Consider the following 15,439-nt stretch of genomic DNA (forward strand, 5'->3'; position numbering starts at 1 on the left):
CCGCGGTGCGGTCTTACTTGGCAGCCCAGGCGTTGAAACGCTGTTCCAGTTGCTCGCCGTTGTCAGCCCAGAAGCTGACATCGATCTGCACCTGGTTGGCGATGTTTTCCGGGGTGGTCGGCATGTCTTTCAGGACATCCTTGGCCAGCAACGGTACGGCTTGGGTGTTGGCCGGGCCGTAGGCGATGTTTTCCGAATAGGTCTTCTGCTGCTGTGGCATCACCGAGAAGGCGATGAACTTCTTCGCTGCTTCAGCACGCTTGGCATCCAGACCTTTTGGAATGGCCCATGCGTCGAAGTCGTAGATGCCACCGTTCCACACGACTTTCAGGTTGCTTTCTTTCTGCACGGCAGCGATCCGGCCGTTGTAGGCCGAACTCATGACCACGTCACCGGAAGCAAGGTATTGCGGCGGTTGTGCACCGGCTTCCCACCACTGGATGTTCGGCTTGAGTTCATCGAGCTTCTTGAACGCGCGGTCTTGACCGTCTTTGCCGGCCAGCACTTTGTAGACGTCCTTCGGCGCAACGCCGTCGGCCATCAGAGCGAATTCCAGGGTGTACTTGGCGCCTTTACGCAGGCCACGCTTGCCCGGGAACTGCTTGGTGTCCCAGAAATCCACCCAGCTAGTCGGTGCGGATTTCAGCTTGTCGGCGTTGTAGGCCAGCACGGTCGACCACACGAAGAAACCCACGCCGCACGGCTGGATGGCGCCCTTGACGTAGTCTTCGGTCTTGCCGAACAACTTCGGATCAAGCTGTTCGAACATGTCTTCGTCGCAACCACGGGACAGTTCCGGCGACTCAACCTCTACCAGATCCCAGGACACGCTCTTGGTGTCGACCATGGCCTTGACCTTGGCCATTTCGCCGTTGTACTCGCCGGCCACGATCTTGCCGTTGCCTGCCGCTTCCCACGGTGCGTAGAAGGCTTTGACCTGAGCCGCCTTGTTCGCCCCGCCAAAGGACACCACGGTCAGGTCAGGGCCGGCCGCCATTGCGTGTGCCGCGCCCATCATGCCCAGTGCCAAAGCGGTGAATTTCAGGGATCTCAACATTTATTGTTCTCTCCACGTGCAGGGTTGGTGTTGGTATTGCCGGGGCGATCAGTTCGCCTCTAGAAGGGGATCGAGTGCACGAACGTGCTCGACCTGCCAGCCAAGCGGTACCACGTCGCCGACGGCGAGCGAGGGATCAAGCTCGGCAATCGGTTGTTTCACGAAGAAGTCGCTCTTGCCGCAGACTTCCATGCGCACCCGGACGTGGTCGCCCAGATAGATGAATTCCTCGACCCGCCCGGAGAAGCGGTTGACGCATTGGTCGCTGGAGCCGTTGAGGCTCACTCGTTCCGGACGAATGGACAGGGTCACCGGCTCGCCGGTCTGGCCAACGTTGACCGCCAGGGCTTCCACCTTCTCACCGCGCCCGAGTTCCACAATGCAACGGTCGCCGGTTTGACTGTGCAGGCGGCCATTGAGGCGATTGTTCTCGCCGATGAAGTTGGCGACGAAGGTGTTCTTCGGCTCTTCGTAGAGGGTGCGCGGCGGCGCGATCTGCTGAATTTCGCCCTGATGGAACACCGCCACACGGTCGGACATGGTCAGGGCTTCACCCTGATCGTGGGTCACGTAGACCACGGTGACGCCCAGGCGCTGGTGCAGGTGCTTGATTTCCATCTGCATGTGTTCACGCAGTTGTTTGTCGAGTGCGCCGAGGGGTTCGTCCATCAGCACCAGTTGCGGCTCGAACACCAGCGCCCGGGCCAAGGCCACACGCTGTTGCTGACCGCCGGAAAGCTGCGCCGGGTAACGCTGGGCGAAGCTGTCGAGCTGGACCATGCTCAGCACGCGCTTGACCCGGGCACTGACGTCGCTCTTGTTCATCCCGCGCACGGTCAGCGGGAACGCCAGGTTCTCGGCCACCGTCATGTGCGGGAACAAGGCGTAGTTCTGAAACACCATGCCGATGTCGCGCTTGTGCGGCGGCACGTTGTTGATGGCGCGCCCGGCCAACAGGATTTCGCCCGCGGTTGGCGTTTCGAAGCCGGCGAGCATCATCAGGCTGGTGGTCTTGCCGGAGCCGGACGGCCCGAGCAACGTGAGGAATTCGCCTTTGCGAATGTCCAGGTTGAGGTCTTTGACGATCAGGTTCTCGCCGTCGTAGCTCTTCTGCACTCCACGAAAGCTGACCAGAACATCATTGGCCCCTGCGCTTGAATCGACCTGGCTCATACCCACACCTTTGTTATTGATGACTGCTGTGGGGTTAAGCCTAGTGGACGCTGGGGACCACGCAAATCGGGGGGCAAGAGAGATTCGCCTCAGCCGGATGGAAGGCTGGGGGTAGGGATTGCCCTACAAGGATGGCGCGTTTTGGCAAACGCAGTGACCGGCGGTCAGCTGCAGGCCGCCAGCAAAGGCAAAAGCGGATTTGCAGGATGTCGCAAATGGACATGCCACCACCAGACCTGTGGGAGCGGGCTTGCTCGCGAAAGCGGTGTATCAGGCCCGGATATGTCGACTGACACACTGCTTTCGCGAGCAAGCCCGCTCCCACATTGGATCTTGGTGGGCCTTAGAGCAGCTTGTGCTCCATCGCGTACTTCACCAGCTCCGCCAGCGAGGTGATGTTGAGCTTCTGCATCAGCCGCGCCTTGTGGGTGCTGATGGTCTTGCTGCTCAGTGCCAGTTGCTGGGCAATGTCGTTGACGTTGGCGCCCTGGGCCAGGCGTTCGAACACGGAAAACTCGCGCTCGGAGAGCAACGAATGCAATGGCCTCGAGTCGGTAAGACCGACCTCGAAGACCATGCGGTCGGCCAGTTCCGGGTCGATATAACGCCCGCCTGACGCCACTTTGCGTATGGCGGTCAGCAACAGTGCCGGATCGCTGTCCTTGGTTGCATAACCGGCGGCCCCGACCTTCAGCGCCCGGGCAGCCATTTGTGCTTCGTCGTGCATCGACAACACCAGGATCGCCGGCGGATTGTTCAGGGAGCGAATCCGCGGAATGGCCTCCAGGCCATTGACGCCGGGCATGGAAATGTCCAGCAGCACCACTTCGCAGGGCACATGACGCAAGGTGTCGAGCAACTGCTCGCCATTGCTCGCCTCCCCCACCACCAGCAAGTCCTTGGCCAGGCCGATCAGCTGTTTGATGCCTTCGCGGACGATGGTGTGGTCTTCAGCTACCAGTACACGGATCACGTTCTTCTCCAGATTCAGGATCATTCGCGAGCAAGCCCGCTCCCACAAGGGATTTTGTGACCACCCTAGATCCCCTGTGGGAGCGGGCTTGCCCGCGAAGGCGTCAGTACAGACAACACAACTTATTCAGGCAACATCCAATGGCACTTTCACACTCAGCGTCGTACCCTCACCCGGCTCACTCTCAAGGGACAACTCCCCTCCCATGATCAACACCCGCTCACGCATTCCGACGATCCCGAAGGACGTTGGCCTGCCAGGCGCTGCAACAAATCCTACGCCATCATCGGCGACCGTCAGACACAACACGTCGCCTTCCAGCGCCAGTGTCAGTTCAACAGTATGCGCCTGGGCATGGCGCATGACATTGGTCAGTGCTTCCTGAAGGATCCGGAACAGGCCTATGGCCTTGGCATCGCTGAGCACCGGCAGATTGTCCGGTACCTGCACCAGACACGGAATCTGCGTACGCGCCTCGAATCGTCGGGCCTGCCATTCGATGGCCGAGGCAATGCCGGCATCGAGAATCGGCGGGCGCAAGGCAGTCGCCACGTCGCGAACCAACTGAAAGAGCTGAGCGATCAGGCGTTTCATGCTGCCCAGGCGCTCGTTAAGGCCCGGATCAAGTTGCGCGTAAGCCAGTTCGCACATGGAGGTTTCCAGTTTGAGCACGGTCAGCATCTGCCCCAGTTCATCGTGAACTTCCCGGGCGATGCGTGCTTTTTCTTCTTCGCGCACGCTTTCCAGGTGCGCGGACAGCTCACGCAGTTGTTCCCGGGAGCTGGCCAGCTCAAGCTCGATGCGCTTGCTCTCGCTGATGTCCCAGACGATGCCGTCCCAGACATAGGCGCCGTCTTCCAGCCGGCGGGTGATGGCCTTGATTTCCGCCCAACGCTGCTCGCCCTGACGCGTGAGGATTCGCCCTTGCCACGACCAGTCGCTGTCGGTATCCAGCGCATGATCCTGGGTCTGGTGATAACTCGCCTTGTCATCCGGATGCACCAGGCTGCGCAGGCCTTTGTCACGATGCGCCAGGGTGGCCGGTGAATAACCCACCAGGCTTTCGCTGCCTTCGCTGATATAGGCAAAGTCGATCTGGCCAGTCACCGGTGCCCGCTCCAGGCGGAAAACCAGCCCCGGAACGTTGGCGGCGATGCCCTGCAGCCGCGCCTCGCTTTCCTGCAAGGCCGCCAGGGCGCGGCGCCGCTCGGTGACGTCGTTGAGGTAAACCACCAGGTATTCGCCATCGCGAAAACGCAGAAAACTCAACGAAACATCGGCCGGCAGGATGCTGCCGTCGGCGCGCACGCAGTTGGTTTCGAAGCTTTGCGGGCCCTCTTCACTGGCCCGGGCGCGCTTCCACAGATTGAGCCAACGATCCATGTGCAGGCCGGGTTCGAAATCGATCAAGGGCCGATCGATGATCGCGCCGGCTGGATAGCCGAGCATGCTTTCCGCCGCACGATTGGCGTAGCGCACGTGACTGTCCCAATTGACCCAGAGGATGCCGACGGTGCTTTGATCGATGGAAAACTGGGTCAGCCGCAACGCCTCCTCGCTGGCGGCACGCAAGGCAATGTCTTCCTGCGCCGCCATCAGGCGTTGTTCCAGACTGTGCTGCTGGCGACGCTGCCAGAACACGATGGCCACGCAACTCAACGCCAGCACGGCCAGCAACAGGCAGAGGTTTTGCCAGAACCCCCGCGACTCGGTGAGACGTGGATATTTGGGTTGCAGCCATTGATTGTGCAGTTGCTCCAGATCCTTGGCCGGGATCGCCCGCAATGCGCTTTCGACAATACCCGCCAGTTCCGGCTTGTCGCGACGCGTGGCTACCCGCAACAGCTGCGGCAGGCCGACATCCCCGACCACCACCAACCCGGCAAACTCCGGTTCGACGGAGAGGCGCCCCAATTGCGCTTCATCGACCACCGCATAAGCCGCCTGCTGGCCCGTCACTAACTGCAATGCCTGGCGCTCCATCGGCACGCCCTGCAGATTCAGGTGTGGATAGTTGCCGTGCAGGTAATCGGCGATGGCGCTGGGCATTCGCACGGCGACGCGGGTCTGGCTGTCGAGTTTTTCCAGCTCAATCGCACCGGCGCTTTTCTGGTCGCTGACCACCAGTTGCGGCACCCGCATGTAGGGGTCGGAGAATTGCCAGAGGCGCAGCCCGCCGGGTGTCTGGGTCAGTCCCGGGGCGATGTCGATTTCGCCTTCGCGTGCGGCAGCTTCCAGTTGTTCAAGGTCGGGAAAGTTGCGCCAGCTCAACTCGACGTCGAGGGTCTTTGCCAACCGCTTCATCAAGTCGACATTCACCCCGGACAGGCGCTGCAAGCGGCGATCATATTGCGCATAGGGTGCCTGCAACACCAGTCCGACCCGTAACTCGCCCTGCTGCATCAGCCAGTGCTGTTGTTTCGGGGTCAGTTGGGCAACGTGCGCCGGGGGCACGACTGCCGCCCAACCCATCAAGGGAAACCACAAACAGCCGATAACCCACAGGCAGCGAAAACGCATCATTGAACTCTCACACACTGACAAATACTGACCAACCCATTAGGCTGCCGGAACCACTTCCGGCCTGGAATATCCAATGCCCCCTGTCTACCGCCTGGCACTGCCAGCATTGTGCATGTCGCTGATCCTGCCTTGCGTTTTTTCCGTGGAGGCGGCCGAACCGGCGCCTGCCGCAACAGAAAAGCCCGCCGAAGAAAAACCACTCGAACGTCAGCCGCTGCCTGAGCGCAGTCAGGAAGAAGCGACTGCACTTGAGCGAAAAATCCCGGCTCAGGAACAGCAACAACTGCAAGCGGGCACCGACACTTTTCTGGCCTTGTGGAAACCGGCCAATACCGCTGAACCCAAAGGCGCGGTGATTATCATCCCGGGCGCCGGCGAAACCGTTGACTGGCCGCAAGCGGTCGGTCCTTTGCGGCGAAAATTGCCGGACGCCGAGTGGAGCAGCCTGAGTATCACCTTGCCGGACCTGCAAAGCGATGCCATTGCGCCACGAATCGTGGAGGCAACGCCGGCGCCCAAGGCCCCCGAAGCCGGCAGCAAGGACTCGACCACAGCGGCCCCGATCGAACAGGTGGCCGGTGGCGAGGCCGATGTGGCCGACAAGGCCATCGCTGATACCACCGAAGAACAATCCAGGGCAGATGCCGAGCGCATCTTCGCCCGGATCGAAGCGGCGATCGCGTTTGCCGAACAACAAAGCGCCCGCAGCATCGTAGTGCTGGGGCATGGCACGGGTGCCTATTGGGCGGCGCGCTACCTGAGCGAGAAGCAGCCATCGCAAGTCGAGAAACTGGTCATGGTCGCCACTCGCACACCGGTGGCAGAGAAGCCCGAGCTGGTGGAACTGACCCCGACCCTGAAACTGCCGACCGCCGATATTTACTACAAAGACAAAGCGCCGGACCGCAACGCCGCACTGGAACGCCTGCAGGCCAGCAAACGCTTGAAGTCCTCGACATTCAGTCAGGTCACGCTCAAGGCCTTGCCCGATAGCAAGGCCGAGCAGGAGCAATTGTTCCGTCGGGTGCGGGGTTGGTTGAATCCGCAGAACCCGGCGGACTGACAGACCGAGGCGCTTCATTCGCGAGCAAGCCCGCTCCCACAGGTTTTATGCCGGTCACGAAATGGCGGACGACATCAAACCTGTGGGAGCGGGCTTGCTCGCGAAGGAGCCATTACAGGCAACACAAAGCTGTTCTGCTAGCGAAAATCCCGCCGCTCCCGAATCAGCGTATAGGCACTATGCAGTTCACGCGTTCGCTCGGTGGCCTCACGCACCTGCATCGCCGTCGCGCCACTGCCGGCAATCTTGTCCGGATGATGGCGACTGAGCAGGCGCCGATAAGCACGCTTGATCTGCGCAGGCTCGGTGGTGGCCGACACCCCCAACAGCTTCAAGGCGTCCTGATAACTTGGCACGCTGTTGCCCAATGGCCGTTTCTGCGGCTCGTAATCGTGGGCCAACGCCTGCACCTGATGCGGCGTCCAGCCCAGCCACTGGCCCCACTGGCGGATCAACTCACGCTCACCGCTGCCGGCACGACCATCGGCCCAGACCATTCGCCAGCAGGCGCGTAACACACCTTCCGCCGCATGGGGCTGGGCACTCAGGCTACGCAGATAACCGCGTAGCCGGTCGCGGCCCGACTTGCCACGGTTGAACGCGGCAATTGCACGGCGCTGAGCCGGCCCGGACATATCCAGCGAGCGCATTTCCGCCCGGGCCTGTTCGATGTGCCCAGCCATCACCTGGCCGTCGCACTTGGCCAGGCGTCCCAGCAGGACAAACAGCAATTCATCGTTGCGCAGCACCGGGCGACCGCCCAGTTTCTCCCGCAAATGCCCCCAGCTCTGCAGCTGCAAGCGCCGATCCAGCGCCTGCCCCAACAATGCGCCGAGCATGGCCCCCGGAATGCTGGCTATGGCAAAGCCCGCCCCGGCTCCTATCAGAGTCCCTGGCCACAGCATGTCAGCGGCTCGCTTCTATTAATGTTTCAACTTCGGCCAGACGCTCGTGAGTACCGACATCGACCCAGTGCCCCCGCAACTGCTCGCCGGTCACCTGCCCGTCAGCCATGGCTTTGCGTAGCAGCGGCGCGAGCTTGAAGGCCCCGGCGGTGCAACCGTCGAACAACTGCGGGTGCAACACGGCGATGCCGCTGTAGGTCAGGGTGGGAGCCTGCGGTTGACCGTCGTTCACCTGGTTTCCGACCAGACTGAAGTCCCCGGCCGGATGATGCGGCGGGTTGCTGGTCAGCACCAGGTGCGCCAGGCCGTTGATGGGTTGGTGCAGCACACTGAAGTCGTAATCGGTCCAGATATCGCCGTTGACCACCACAAAGGCTTCATCTCCCAACAACGGCAAGGCGCGGAAAATTCCGCCGCCGGTTTCCAGGGGTTCACCCTCCGCCGAATACTGGATGCTCACGCCATAACGCGAACCATCGCCCAGATAGTCTTCGATCTGCTGACCGAGCCAGGCGTGATTGATCACGATGTCGGTGAACCCCGCCGCAGCCAGCGCCCGCAGGTGATACTCGATCAGCGGCACGCCGCCGGCACGCACCAGCGGTTTTGGCGTGGTCAGGGTCAGCGGGCGCATGCGCTCGCCTTTGCCCGCGGCCAGAATCATTGCCTTCATGCTTTGACTCCGGCACGCAGGCTGGCCAGCAGCACATCCAGTTCGGCCAGTTCGGGGCGGCGAGCGATCACGGCATCTATATAGGCAAAGAAACGCGGCACATCACCCAGATAACGCGGTTTGCCGTCGCGATGGCAGATACGGGCGAAAATACCGATGACTTTCAGGTGACGTTGCACCCCCATCAAGTCGCTGGCACGCAGGAAATCCTCGAACTCGGGCTGAACCGGAATACCGAGGGCGCCCGCCTGTTGCCAGTAGCTTTCGAGCCAACCGTGTACACGCTCCTCGGGCCAACTGAGGAAGGCGTCCTTGAACAGGCAGGTCACGTCGTAGGTCACCGGGCCATATACCGCATCCTGGAAATCCAGCACGCCGGGATTGGGCTCGCTGAGCATCAGGTTGCGCGGCATGTAGTCGCGATGCACCAGGACTTTTGGCTGTGCCAGGGCGCTGTCAATCAACAGATCGCTGACCTGCTGCCAGAGCACTTGCTGCGCCGCGTCGAATTCGATGCCCAATTCGCGCTTCACGTACCACTCGGGGAACAGTTCCAGTTCGCGACGCAGTAATGCCACGTCATAGCTCGGCAGCGGCGCAACCATCGGCAACTGCTGGAAAGCCAGCAACGCCTGCAGGGCATCCTTGAACAAATCGTCGGCGTTTTCGCTGTCGATGACGTCCAGATAGGTTTTGTTGCCAAGGTCATTGAGCAAAAGAAAACCGCGCTCGAGGTCTTCGGCATAAATTTTCGGCACGTTTATTCCGGATTTCGCCAGCAAAAAGGCGATATCCACGAAGGGTTTGCAGTTCTCCTGGGGCGGTGGCGCGTCCATCACGATGAAACTTTTGCCATCGCCTTCCCAGCGAAAATACCGCCGGAAACTTGCGTCGCTGCTGGCCGCAGTCAACGTGGCCGGGGGTACGACGCCCCAACCCTGCTCGGCAAAAAGGGTCGCCAATTGTTCATCGAGCCAAACTTTCAGGTGTTGCAAGCGTACATCTTGATCAGGCATTGCAAGGGTCTCCGACGGCGCTAGCCGTCAAGCGGGTCATGCTTTATTATCCAGCATCTTTTTCAGACCATCGAGAGGCGTGCGGCCCACACCGCGGGCAGATGGCACGCAGGAAGCCCGGACTAATAAGATGGCATTGAAATCCCCCGCGTTTCGTAAAAAATTTCCGTTGTTGGTTACCGGCAGTTTGCTGGCGCTGCAACCCCTTGCCACTTCCTACGTGGTCGCCGCGGAACAGTTTGACTGCTCAGTCTCTGCTTCGGGTTCCTGGGACTGCGCACCAAAGACGCCGGCGGCTGCATTGCCACCGCGTCCCGTCCATGACGGCAGCGCAGTTTCCGCCTCCGGCGAAGCCCCGGCCGAGAGCGGTTCCAGTGAAGACACTGGCGCCAAGCCGGTGCTGGTCACCGAATCCAAAGGCCGAGGCCTGAAGTCGCGTAGCGAAGACTACAGTCACCTTGACTGGGTTCCCCGCGAGCAGCTCACCGCCGCACAATTGGCTGAAACCGGTCCTTATTGCTCTGGTTCCTATATCGAACCGATTCGTCCTGGCATGAATGACAAGACGGATAAAAGTGACGCGCCTACCTTTATCGGCGCAAAAGCCTCCCGCTATAAGCAGGATGAACAGGTCGCGACCCTGGCCGGCGACGTCGTCATGCGCCAGGGCAGCATGCAGGTCGAAGCCGACGAAGCCAACCTGTACCAGGCCGAGAGCCGTGGCGACCTGAATGGCAACGTGCGCATTCGCGACAATGGCGCGCTGATCGTGGGCGACCACGCCGACGTGCAGCTCGACACCGGTGAAGCCAAGGTCGACAACGCCGAATACGTGATGCATAAGTCTCGCATTCGCGGTAATGCGCTGTACGCCAAACGTGCCGAGAACGCGATCATCCGCCTCAAGGATGGTACGTACACCACGTGCGAACCGAACAGCAACGCCTGGCAGCTCAAGGGCAACAACATCACCCTGAACCCGGCCACCGGCTTCGGTACGGCGACCAACGTGACGCTGCGGGTCAAGGACATTCCGGTCCTGTACACGCCGTACATCTATTTCCCGATCGACGACCGTCGCCAGTCCGGCTTCCTGCCGCCGACCATCGGCACCGGCAGCGATACCGGCTTCATGCTGGTCACCCCGTACTACTTCAACCTGGCGCCGAACTACGATGCCACGTTGTACCCGCGCTACATGGAAAAGCACGGCTTGTTGATGGAAGGCGAGTTCCGCTACCTGACCAAGTCCAGCGAAGGCCAGTTCGGTGCGGCGTACCTCAACGACGAAAGCAACGAGCGCGACAAGCAGTCCGACGCCGAAAAAACCCGCTACATGTACAACTGGCAGCACAAGGGTGGCCTCGACTCGCGAGTACTCACGCAAGTCGACTACACCAAGATCAGCGATCCGTATTACTTCCAGGATCTGCAGACCGACCAGATTGGCGTGAAAAGCAACGATTACGTGAACCAGCAGGGTTCCGTGACCTATCGCGGCGAGGGTTATACCGCTCGCGCGAACGCCCAGGCATACCAGCTGGCGAGCGTATCGAACATTACCCCGTACGACCGCCTGCCGCAGCTCACCCTCGACGGTATGCTGCCATACCATCCGGAAGGCCTGGATTTCACGTACAACACCGAACTCGTGCGGTTTGACCGGAATCTGCAGAGCGGGACCTACTTTGACGAAGATGGCGTCGGCTCTCCCCGTATTGATAACAACATTCAAGGTCTGGCTCGCGCCAATGGCGACCGCCTGAATCTCGCGCCCGCCATGAGCCTGCCGATGAACACGACGTACGGCTTCCTGACACCGAAGCTCAAGTACCAGTACACCCAGTACCAACTGGATCTGGACGGTACCGGCAAAACTCAAATCGCACAGCAAAATCAAAACGCAGCTAACAACGGGACTAAAAATTTCAACGGTCAGTTCGACAGCAACCAGAACCGCGGCGTGCCGATCGCCAGCATCGACAGCGGCCTGTACTTCGATCGCAATACCCAGTATTTCGGCAAGAACTACCGCCAGACCCTGGAGCCGCGCCTGTTCTACCTGTACGTGCCTGAGGTCGACCAGGAAGACATTCCGGTATTCGACACCAGCGAATACACCTTCAACTTTGCGTCGCTGTTCCGTGACAACCGTTTCTCCGGCTCCGACCGTGTCGGCGACGAGAACAAACTGTCCCTGGGCCTGACCAGCCGCTGGATCGAAGACAACGGTTTCGAGCGTCAACGCATCAGTGTCGGCCAGGCCTTGTACTTCAAGGACCGCGAAGTTCAGTTGCCAGGTATCGACCCAAAAACCCGCGCCGATGCACATTCGAATGTTTCGCCTTATGCGCTGGAATACGAATATCGCTGGAACCGCGACTGGCGCACCACGGCCGACTACAACTGGGACCCGGACAGCCGCAGCCCTCGCTCGGGCAGCGCGATGTTCCACTACCAGCCTGAGGACAACCCGAACAAGATCGTCAACCTTGGCTATCGCTATCGTAACGACCAGGTGATCTACAACCAGAACACCGGTCAATGGCAGTTCGGCGGCAACTACGGCACCGAAGGCCAGCCTGGCTTCGTGAAGGACTACTACAAGATCGAACAGCACGACTTCTCGGTGATCTGGCCGATCGTGCCGCAATGGAGCGCTATCAGCCGCTGGCAGTATGACTACAACCGCAACCGTACCCTGGAAGCCTTCGGTGGCTTCGAGTACGACAGCTGCTGCTGGAAACTGCGCCTGATCAACCGTTACTTCGTTGATTACGACGAGTTCAGCCAGCAGGCACCGGAAAACGAAAAAGGCGACCATGGCGTCTTCCTCCAAATTGTTCTGAAGGGACTCGGCGGCCTCACCGGCGCCAAGGCAGAGAGCTTCCTCGACAAAGGCATTCAAGGTTATCGTGAACGTGAAGACCAAGCTTTCTGATTGTCTGCGCCCGCTGATGCTGGGCGCGCTGTTCCTGAGTACGGCGGCCAGTGCCGCCGTGCAGTCCATCGATAAAGTGGTGGCCATCGTCGACAACGACGTGGTCATGCAGAGCCAACTGGACCGACGCGTCCATGAAGTTCAGCAAACCATTGCCAAGCGTGGTTCTGCCGTACCGCCGGCCAGCGTGCTGGAGCAGCAGGTACTTGAGCGCCTGATCGTCGAAAACCTGCAATTGCAGATCGGCGAGCGTTCCGGCATCCGCATTACCGATGAAGAGCTGAACCAGGCCGTGGGCACCATTGCCCAGCGCAACAACATGTCGATCGAGCAGTTCCGCGCCGCCCTGACTCGCGACGGTCTGTCCTACGACGACGCACGCGAGCAGATTCGCCGCGAAATGGTCATCAGCCGCGTGCGCCAGCGTCGGGTCGCCGAACGCATTCAGGTCTCCGAGCAGGAAGTGAAGAACTTCCTGGCGTCCGACCTGGGCAAAATGCAGCTGTCCGAAGAGTTCCACCTGGCCAACATCCTGATTCCTACGCCGGAAAGCGCCAACTCCGAAGCGATTCAGAGTGCCGCCAAACAGGCCGATGCGATTTACCAGCAGCTCAAGCAAGGCGCTGACTTCAGTCAGTTGGCAATCGCCAAATCCGCCAGCGAAACCGCCCTGGAAGGTGGTGACATGGGCTGGCGTAAAGCAGCTCAATTGCCTCCGCCGTTCGATCGCCTGCTGAGCACCATGCCGGTGGGTGATGTCACCCAGCCAATGCGTACCCCGGGCGGCTTCATCATCCTGAAGATCCTCGACAAGCGTGGCGGCGAGACGCAGATGCGCGACGAAGTGCATGTACGCCACATCCTGGTCAAGCCGAGCCCGATCCGCGACGCAGCGAAAACCAAGGCCCTGGCCGAATCGCTCTACAGCCGTATCGAGGCTGGCGAAGACTTCGGTGAGCTGGCGAAAAACTACTCGGAAGACCCGGGTTCCGCCCTCAACGGCGGCGACCTGAACTGGATCGACCCGAACGCGCTGGTGCCCGAGTTCCGCGAAGTGATGGCCAAGACCCCGCAAGGTCAGCTGTCCAAGCCGTTCCAGACTCAATACGGCTGGCATGTGCTGGAAGTCCTGGGCCGTCGCGCCACCGACAGCACCAGCCAGGCTCGCGAGCAGCAAGCCATGACCGTTTTGCGTAACCGCAAATACGACGAAGAGCTGCAAACCTGGCTGCGTCAGATCCGTGACGAGGCGTACGTGGAAATCAAACTCCCTGGCGCCGACCAGGCAGCCCAGTGAAACTCCAACGTTTCGCGCTGACACCCGGTGAACCAGCCGGCATAGGTCCTGACCTGTGCCTGCTGCTTGCCTCGCAAGCCCAGCCCCATCCCCTGATTGCCATTACCAGCCGCGACCTGCTCATCGAGCGGGCCGCGCAACTGGGCGTGGCGGTCGACTTGCTGCCGGTCACCCCGGACAACTGGCCGGATGCACCCGCGCCAGCCAACAGCCTGTATGTCTGGGACACACCGCTCAACGCCAAGGTCATCGCCGGACAACTGGACAAGGCCAACGCCGCGTTCGTCCTGGAAACCCTGACCCGGGCCGGCCAAGGCTGCCTCAGCGGGGATTTTGCCGGCATGATCACCGCGCCTGTGCACAAAGGCGTCATCAACGAATCCGGCATCGCCTTTTCCGGGCACACGGAATTCCTTGCCGACCTGACCCACACCGCGCAAGTGGTGATGATGCTGGCCACTCGTGGCTTGCGCGTGGCCCTGGTGACCACTCACCTGCCCCTTCGCGAGATTGCCGATGCCATCACGCCGGAGCGCCTGGAACGCGTCACGCGAATCCTGCACGCCGACCTGCAAAACAAGTTCGGCATCGCCCGGCCGCGCATCCTGGTCTGCGGACTCAACCCGCATGCCGGTGAAGGCGGACACCTGGGCCATGAAGAAATCGATATCATCGAACCCACATTAGAGCGCCTGCGCGGCGAGGGCATGGACCTTCGCGGCCCCCTGCCCGCCGACACTCTGTTTACCCCCAAATATCTGGAGCACTGCGATGCGGTGCTGGCGATGTACCACGACCAGGGCCTGCCGGTGCTGAAGTACAAAGGCTTCGGCGCGGCAGTCAACGTGACCCTCGGCTTGCCGATCATCCGCACCTCGGTCGACCACGGCACCGCCCTGGATCTGGCCGGCAGCGGCAAGATCGACACCGGCAGCCTGCAAGTCGCCCTGGAAACCGCCTACCAGATGGCCGAGACCCGTTTATGACCGAGCAATACCAACACAAGGCGCGCAAACGCTTTGGCCAGAACTTCCTGCACGATGCCGGCGTTATCGACCGCATCCTGCGCTCCATCCATGCCAAGGCAGAAGACCGCCTGCTGGAAATCGGCCCAGGCCAGGGCGCACTGACCCAAGGTTTGCTCAGCAGCGGCGCGCAACTCGACGTGGTGGAACTGGACAAGGACCTGATCCCGATCCTCAACCAGCAGTTTGCCGGCAAGAGCAACTTCAACCTGCATCAGGGCGATGCACTGAAGTTCGACTTCAACAGCCTGAATGCCGCGCCAGGCAGCCTGCGAGTGGTCGGCAACCTGCCATACAACATCTCCACGCCGCTGATTTTTCACCTGCTGCACAACTCGCACCTGATCCGCGACATGCACTTCATGCTGCAAAAGGAAGTGGTCGAGCGCCTGGCTGCCGGCCCGGGTGGTGGTGACTGGGGCCGTCTGTCGATCATGGTTCAGTACCATTGCCGGGTCGAGCACCTGTTCAACGTCGGCCCGGGCGCGTTCAACCCGCCACCGAAAGTCGATTCGGCCATCGTGCGCCTGGTACCCCACGCGGTACTGCCGCACCCGGCCAAGGATCACCGCCTGCTGGAGCGCGTCGTGCGCGAAGCGTTCAACCAGCGCCGCAAGACCCTGCGCAACACCCTCAAGCTGCTGCTGAGCAATGCCGAAATCGAAGCCGCCGGCGTCGATGGCAGCCTGCGTCCCGAGCAGCTCGACCTGGCCGCCTTCGTGCGCCTGGCTGACAAGCTCAGCGAGCAAGCGCCACAAAAGCCTGCCGCGAACTGACAGGCGATGAGCGCTAT

Annotated in this window: 12 protein-coding genes; 5 read left to right on the forward strand and 7 right to left on the reverse strand. The window is 61.0% G+C overall.

What is annotated here, in order from left to right:
* Positions 1-13: 13 nt before the first annotated feature.
* The 4 genes from PMI26_RS01885 to PMI26_RS01870 form a co-directional block, all read right to left on the reverse strand.
* Positions 14-1,057, reverse strand: a complete 1,044-nt coding sequence (locus PMI26_RS01885; RefSeq protein ID WP_007980202.1) for an ABC transporter substrate-binding protein — start codon at positions 1,055-1,057, stop codon at positions 14-16.
* A 48-nt stretch (positions 1,058-1,105) separates the two neighbouring features.
* The gene (locus tag PMI26_RS01880; RefSeq protein WP_007980203.1) at positions 1,106-2,230 is read right to left on the reverse strand and encodes an ABC transporter ATP-binding protein; all 1,125 of its coding nucleotides are present in this window, start codon (positions 2,228-2,230) and stop codon (positions 1,106-1,108) included.
* 343 nt (positions 2,231-2,573) lie between these two features.
* The gene (locus PMI26_RS01875; protein WP_007980204.1) at positions 2,574-3,227 is read right to left on the reverse strand and encodes a response regulator; all 654 of its coding nucleotides are present in this window, start codon (positions 3,225-3,227) and stop codon (positions 2,574-2,576) included.
* A 102-nt stretch (positions 3,228-3,329) separates the two neighbouring features.
* Positions 3,330-5,726: a PAS domain-containing sensor histidine kinase gene (locus tag PMI26_RS01870; RefSeq protein ID WP_007980205.1), complete on the reverse strand. Its 2,397-nt coding sequence runs from the start codon at positions 5,724-5,726 to the stop codon at positions 3,330-3,332.
* A gap of 73 nt (positions 5,727-5,799) precedes the next feature.
* On the opposite strand from PMI26_RS01870, the gene PMI26_RS01865 reads away from it, so the two are divergent.
* Positions 5,800-6,789 (forward strand): alpha/beta hydrolase family protein, encoded by a 990-nt coding sequence (locus PMI26_RS01865; RefSeq protein WP_007980206.1) that lies wholly within the window; start codon positions 5,800-5,802, stop codon positions 6,787-6,789.
* Positions 6,790-6,926: 137 nt separating this feature from the next.
* Here the strand turns inward: PMI26_RS01865 and PMI26_RS01860 are convergent, their stop codons facing one another.
* Genes PMI26_RS01860 through PMI26_RS01850 form a run of 3 tightly spaced genes read right to left on the reverse strand, consistent with a single transcriptional unit; the run spans position 6,927 to position 9,383 of the window.
* The gene (locus PMI26_RS01860; protein WP_007980207.1) at positions 6,927-7,694 is read right to left on the reverse strand and encodes a TerB family tellurite resistance protein; all 768 of its coding nucleotides are present in this window, start codon (positions 7,692-7,694) and stop codon (positions 6,927-6,929) included.
* Between the two features lies 1 nt (position 7,695).
* A complete protein-coding gene (gene murU / locus PMI26_RS01855; RefSeq protein WP_007980208.1) occupies positions 7,696-8,367 on the reverse strand; it encodes an N-acetylmuramate alpha-1-phosphate uridylyltransferase MurU in 672 nt (223 codons plus the stop codon).
* Positions 8,364-9,383, reverse strand: coding sequence for an aminoglycoside phosphotransferase family protein (locus PMI26_RS01850; protein WP_007980209.1), 1,020 nt, complete (start codon positions 9,381-9,383; stop codon positions 8,364-8,366). The genes murU and PMI26_RS01850 overlap by 4 nt, the downstream gene beginning before the upstream one ends.
* Before the next feature lie 130 nt (positions 9,384-9,513).
* Here PMI26_RS01850 and PMI26_RS01845 point away from each other — a divergent pair, with 130 nt between their 5' ends.
* Genes PMI26_RS01845 through rsmA form a run of 4 tightly spaced genes read left to right on the forward strand, consistent with a single transcriptional unit; the run spans position 9,514 to position 15,422 of the window.
* Positions 9,514-12,324 carry an LPS-assembly protein LptD gene (locus PMI26_RS01845; protein ID WP_007980210.1) on the forward strand — a complete coding sequence of 937 codons (2,811 nt, stop codon included), beginning with the start codon at positions 9,514-9,516 and terminating at the stop codon, positions 12,322-12,324.
* Positions 12,299-13,621 carry a peptidylprolyl isomerase SurA gene (gene surA, locus PMI26_RS01840; RefSeq protein WP_007980211.1) on the forward strand — a complete coding sequence of 441 codons (1,323 nt, stop codon included), beginning with the start codon at positions 12,299-12,301 and terminating at the stop codon, positions 13,619-13,621. The genes PMI26_RS01845 and surA overlap by 26 nt, the downstream gene beginning before the upstream one ends.
* Entirely contained in the window at positions 13,618-14,607 is a 990-nt protein-coding gene (gene pdxA / locus PMI26_RS01835) for a 4-hydroxythreonine-4-phosphate dehydrogenase PdxA (RefSeq protein WP_007980212.1), read from the forward strand. The genes surA and pdxA overlap by 4 nt, the downstream gene beginning before the upstream one ends.
* Positions 14,604-15,422 (forward strand): 16S rRNA (adenine(1518)-N(6)/adenine(1519)-N(6))-dimethyltransferase RsmA, encoded by an 819-nt coding sequence (gene rsmA / locus PMI26_RS01830; RefSeq protein ID WP_007980213.1) that lies wholly within the window; start codon positions 14,604-14,606, stop codon positions 15,420-15,422. The genes pdxA and rsmA overlap by 4 nt, the downstream gene beginning before the upstream one ends.
* Positions 15,423-15,439 lie beyond the last annotated feature (17 nt).

Origin of the sequence: Pseudomonas sp. GM33 (genome assembly GCF_000282295.1) — a bacterium.
GTDB lineage: Bacteria > Pseudomonadota > Gammaproteobacteria > Pseudomonadales > Pseudomonadaceae > Aquipseudomonas > Aquipseudomonas laurylsulfatiphila.

Excerpts from the sequence above, each read along its gene's own strand:
- PMI26_RS01885 (WP_007980202.1), bottom strand. The coding sequence starts at position 1,057 with ATGTTGAGATCCCTGAAATTCACCGCTTTGGCACTGGGCATGATGGGC.
- PMI26_RS01880 (WP_007980203.1), bottom strand. The coding sequence starts at position 2,230 with ATGAGCCAGGTCGATTCAAGCGCAGGGGCCAATGATGTTCTGGTCAGC.
- PMI26_RS01875 (WP_007980204.1), bottom strand. The coding sequence starts at position 3,227 with ATGATCCTGAATCTGGAGAAGAACGTGATCCGTGTACTGGTAGCTGAA.
- PMI26_RS01870 (WP_007980205.1), bottom strand. The coding sequence starts at position 5,726 with ATGATGCGTTTTCGCTGCCTGTGGGTTATCGGCTGTTTGTGGTTTCCC.
- PMI26_RS01865 (WP_007980206.1), top strand. The coding sequence starts at position 5,800 with ATGCCCCCTGTCTACCGCCTGGCACTGCCAGCATTGTGCATGTCGCTG.
- PMI26_RS01860 (WP_007980207.1), bottom strand. The coding sequence starts at position 7,694 with ATGCTGTGGCCAGGGACTCTGATAGGAGCCGGGGCGGGCTTTGCCATA.
- murU (WP_007980208.1), bottom strand. The coding sequence starts at position 8,367 with ATGAAGGCAATGATTCTGGCCGCGGGCAAAGGCGAGCGCATGCGCCCG.
- PMI26_RS01850 (WP_007980209.1), bottom strand. The coding sequence starts at position 9,383 with ATGCCTGATCAAGATGTACGCTTGCAACACCTGAAAGTTTGGCTCGAT.
- PMI26_RS01845 (WP_007980210.1), top strand. The coding sequence starts at position 9,514 with ATGGCATTGAAATCCCCCGCGTTTCGTAAAAAATTTCCGTTGTTGGTT.
- rsmA (WP_007980213.1), top strand. The coding sequence starts at position 14,604 with ATGACCGAGCAATACCAACACAAGGCGCGCAAACGCTTTGGCCAGAAC.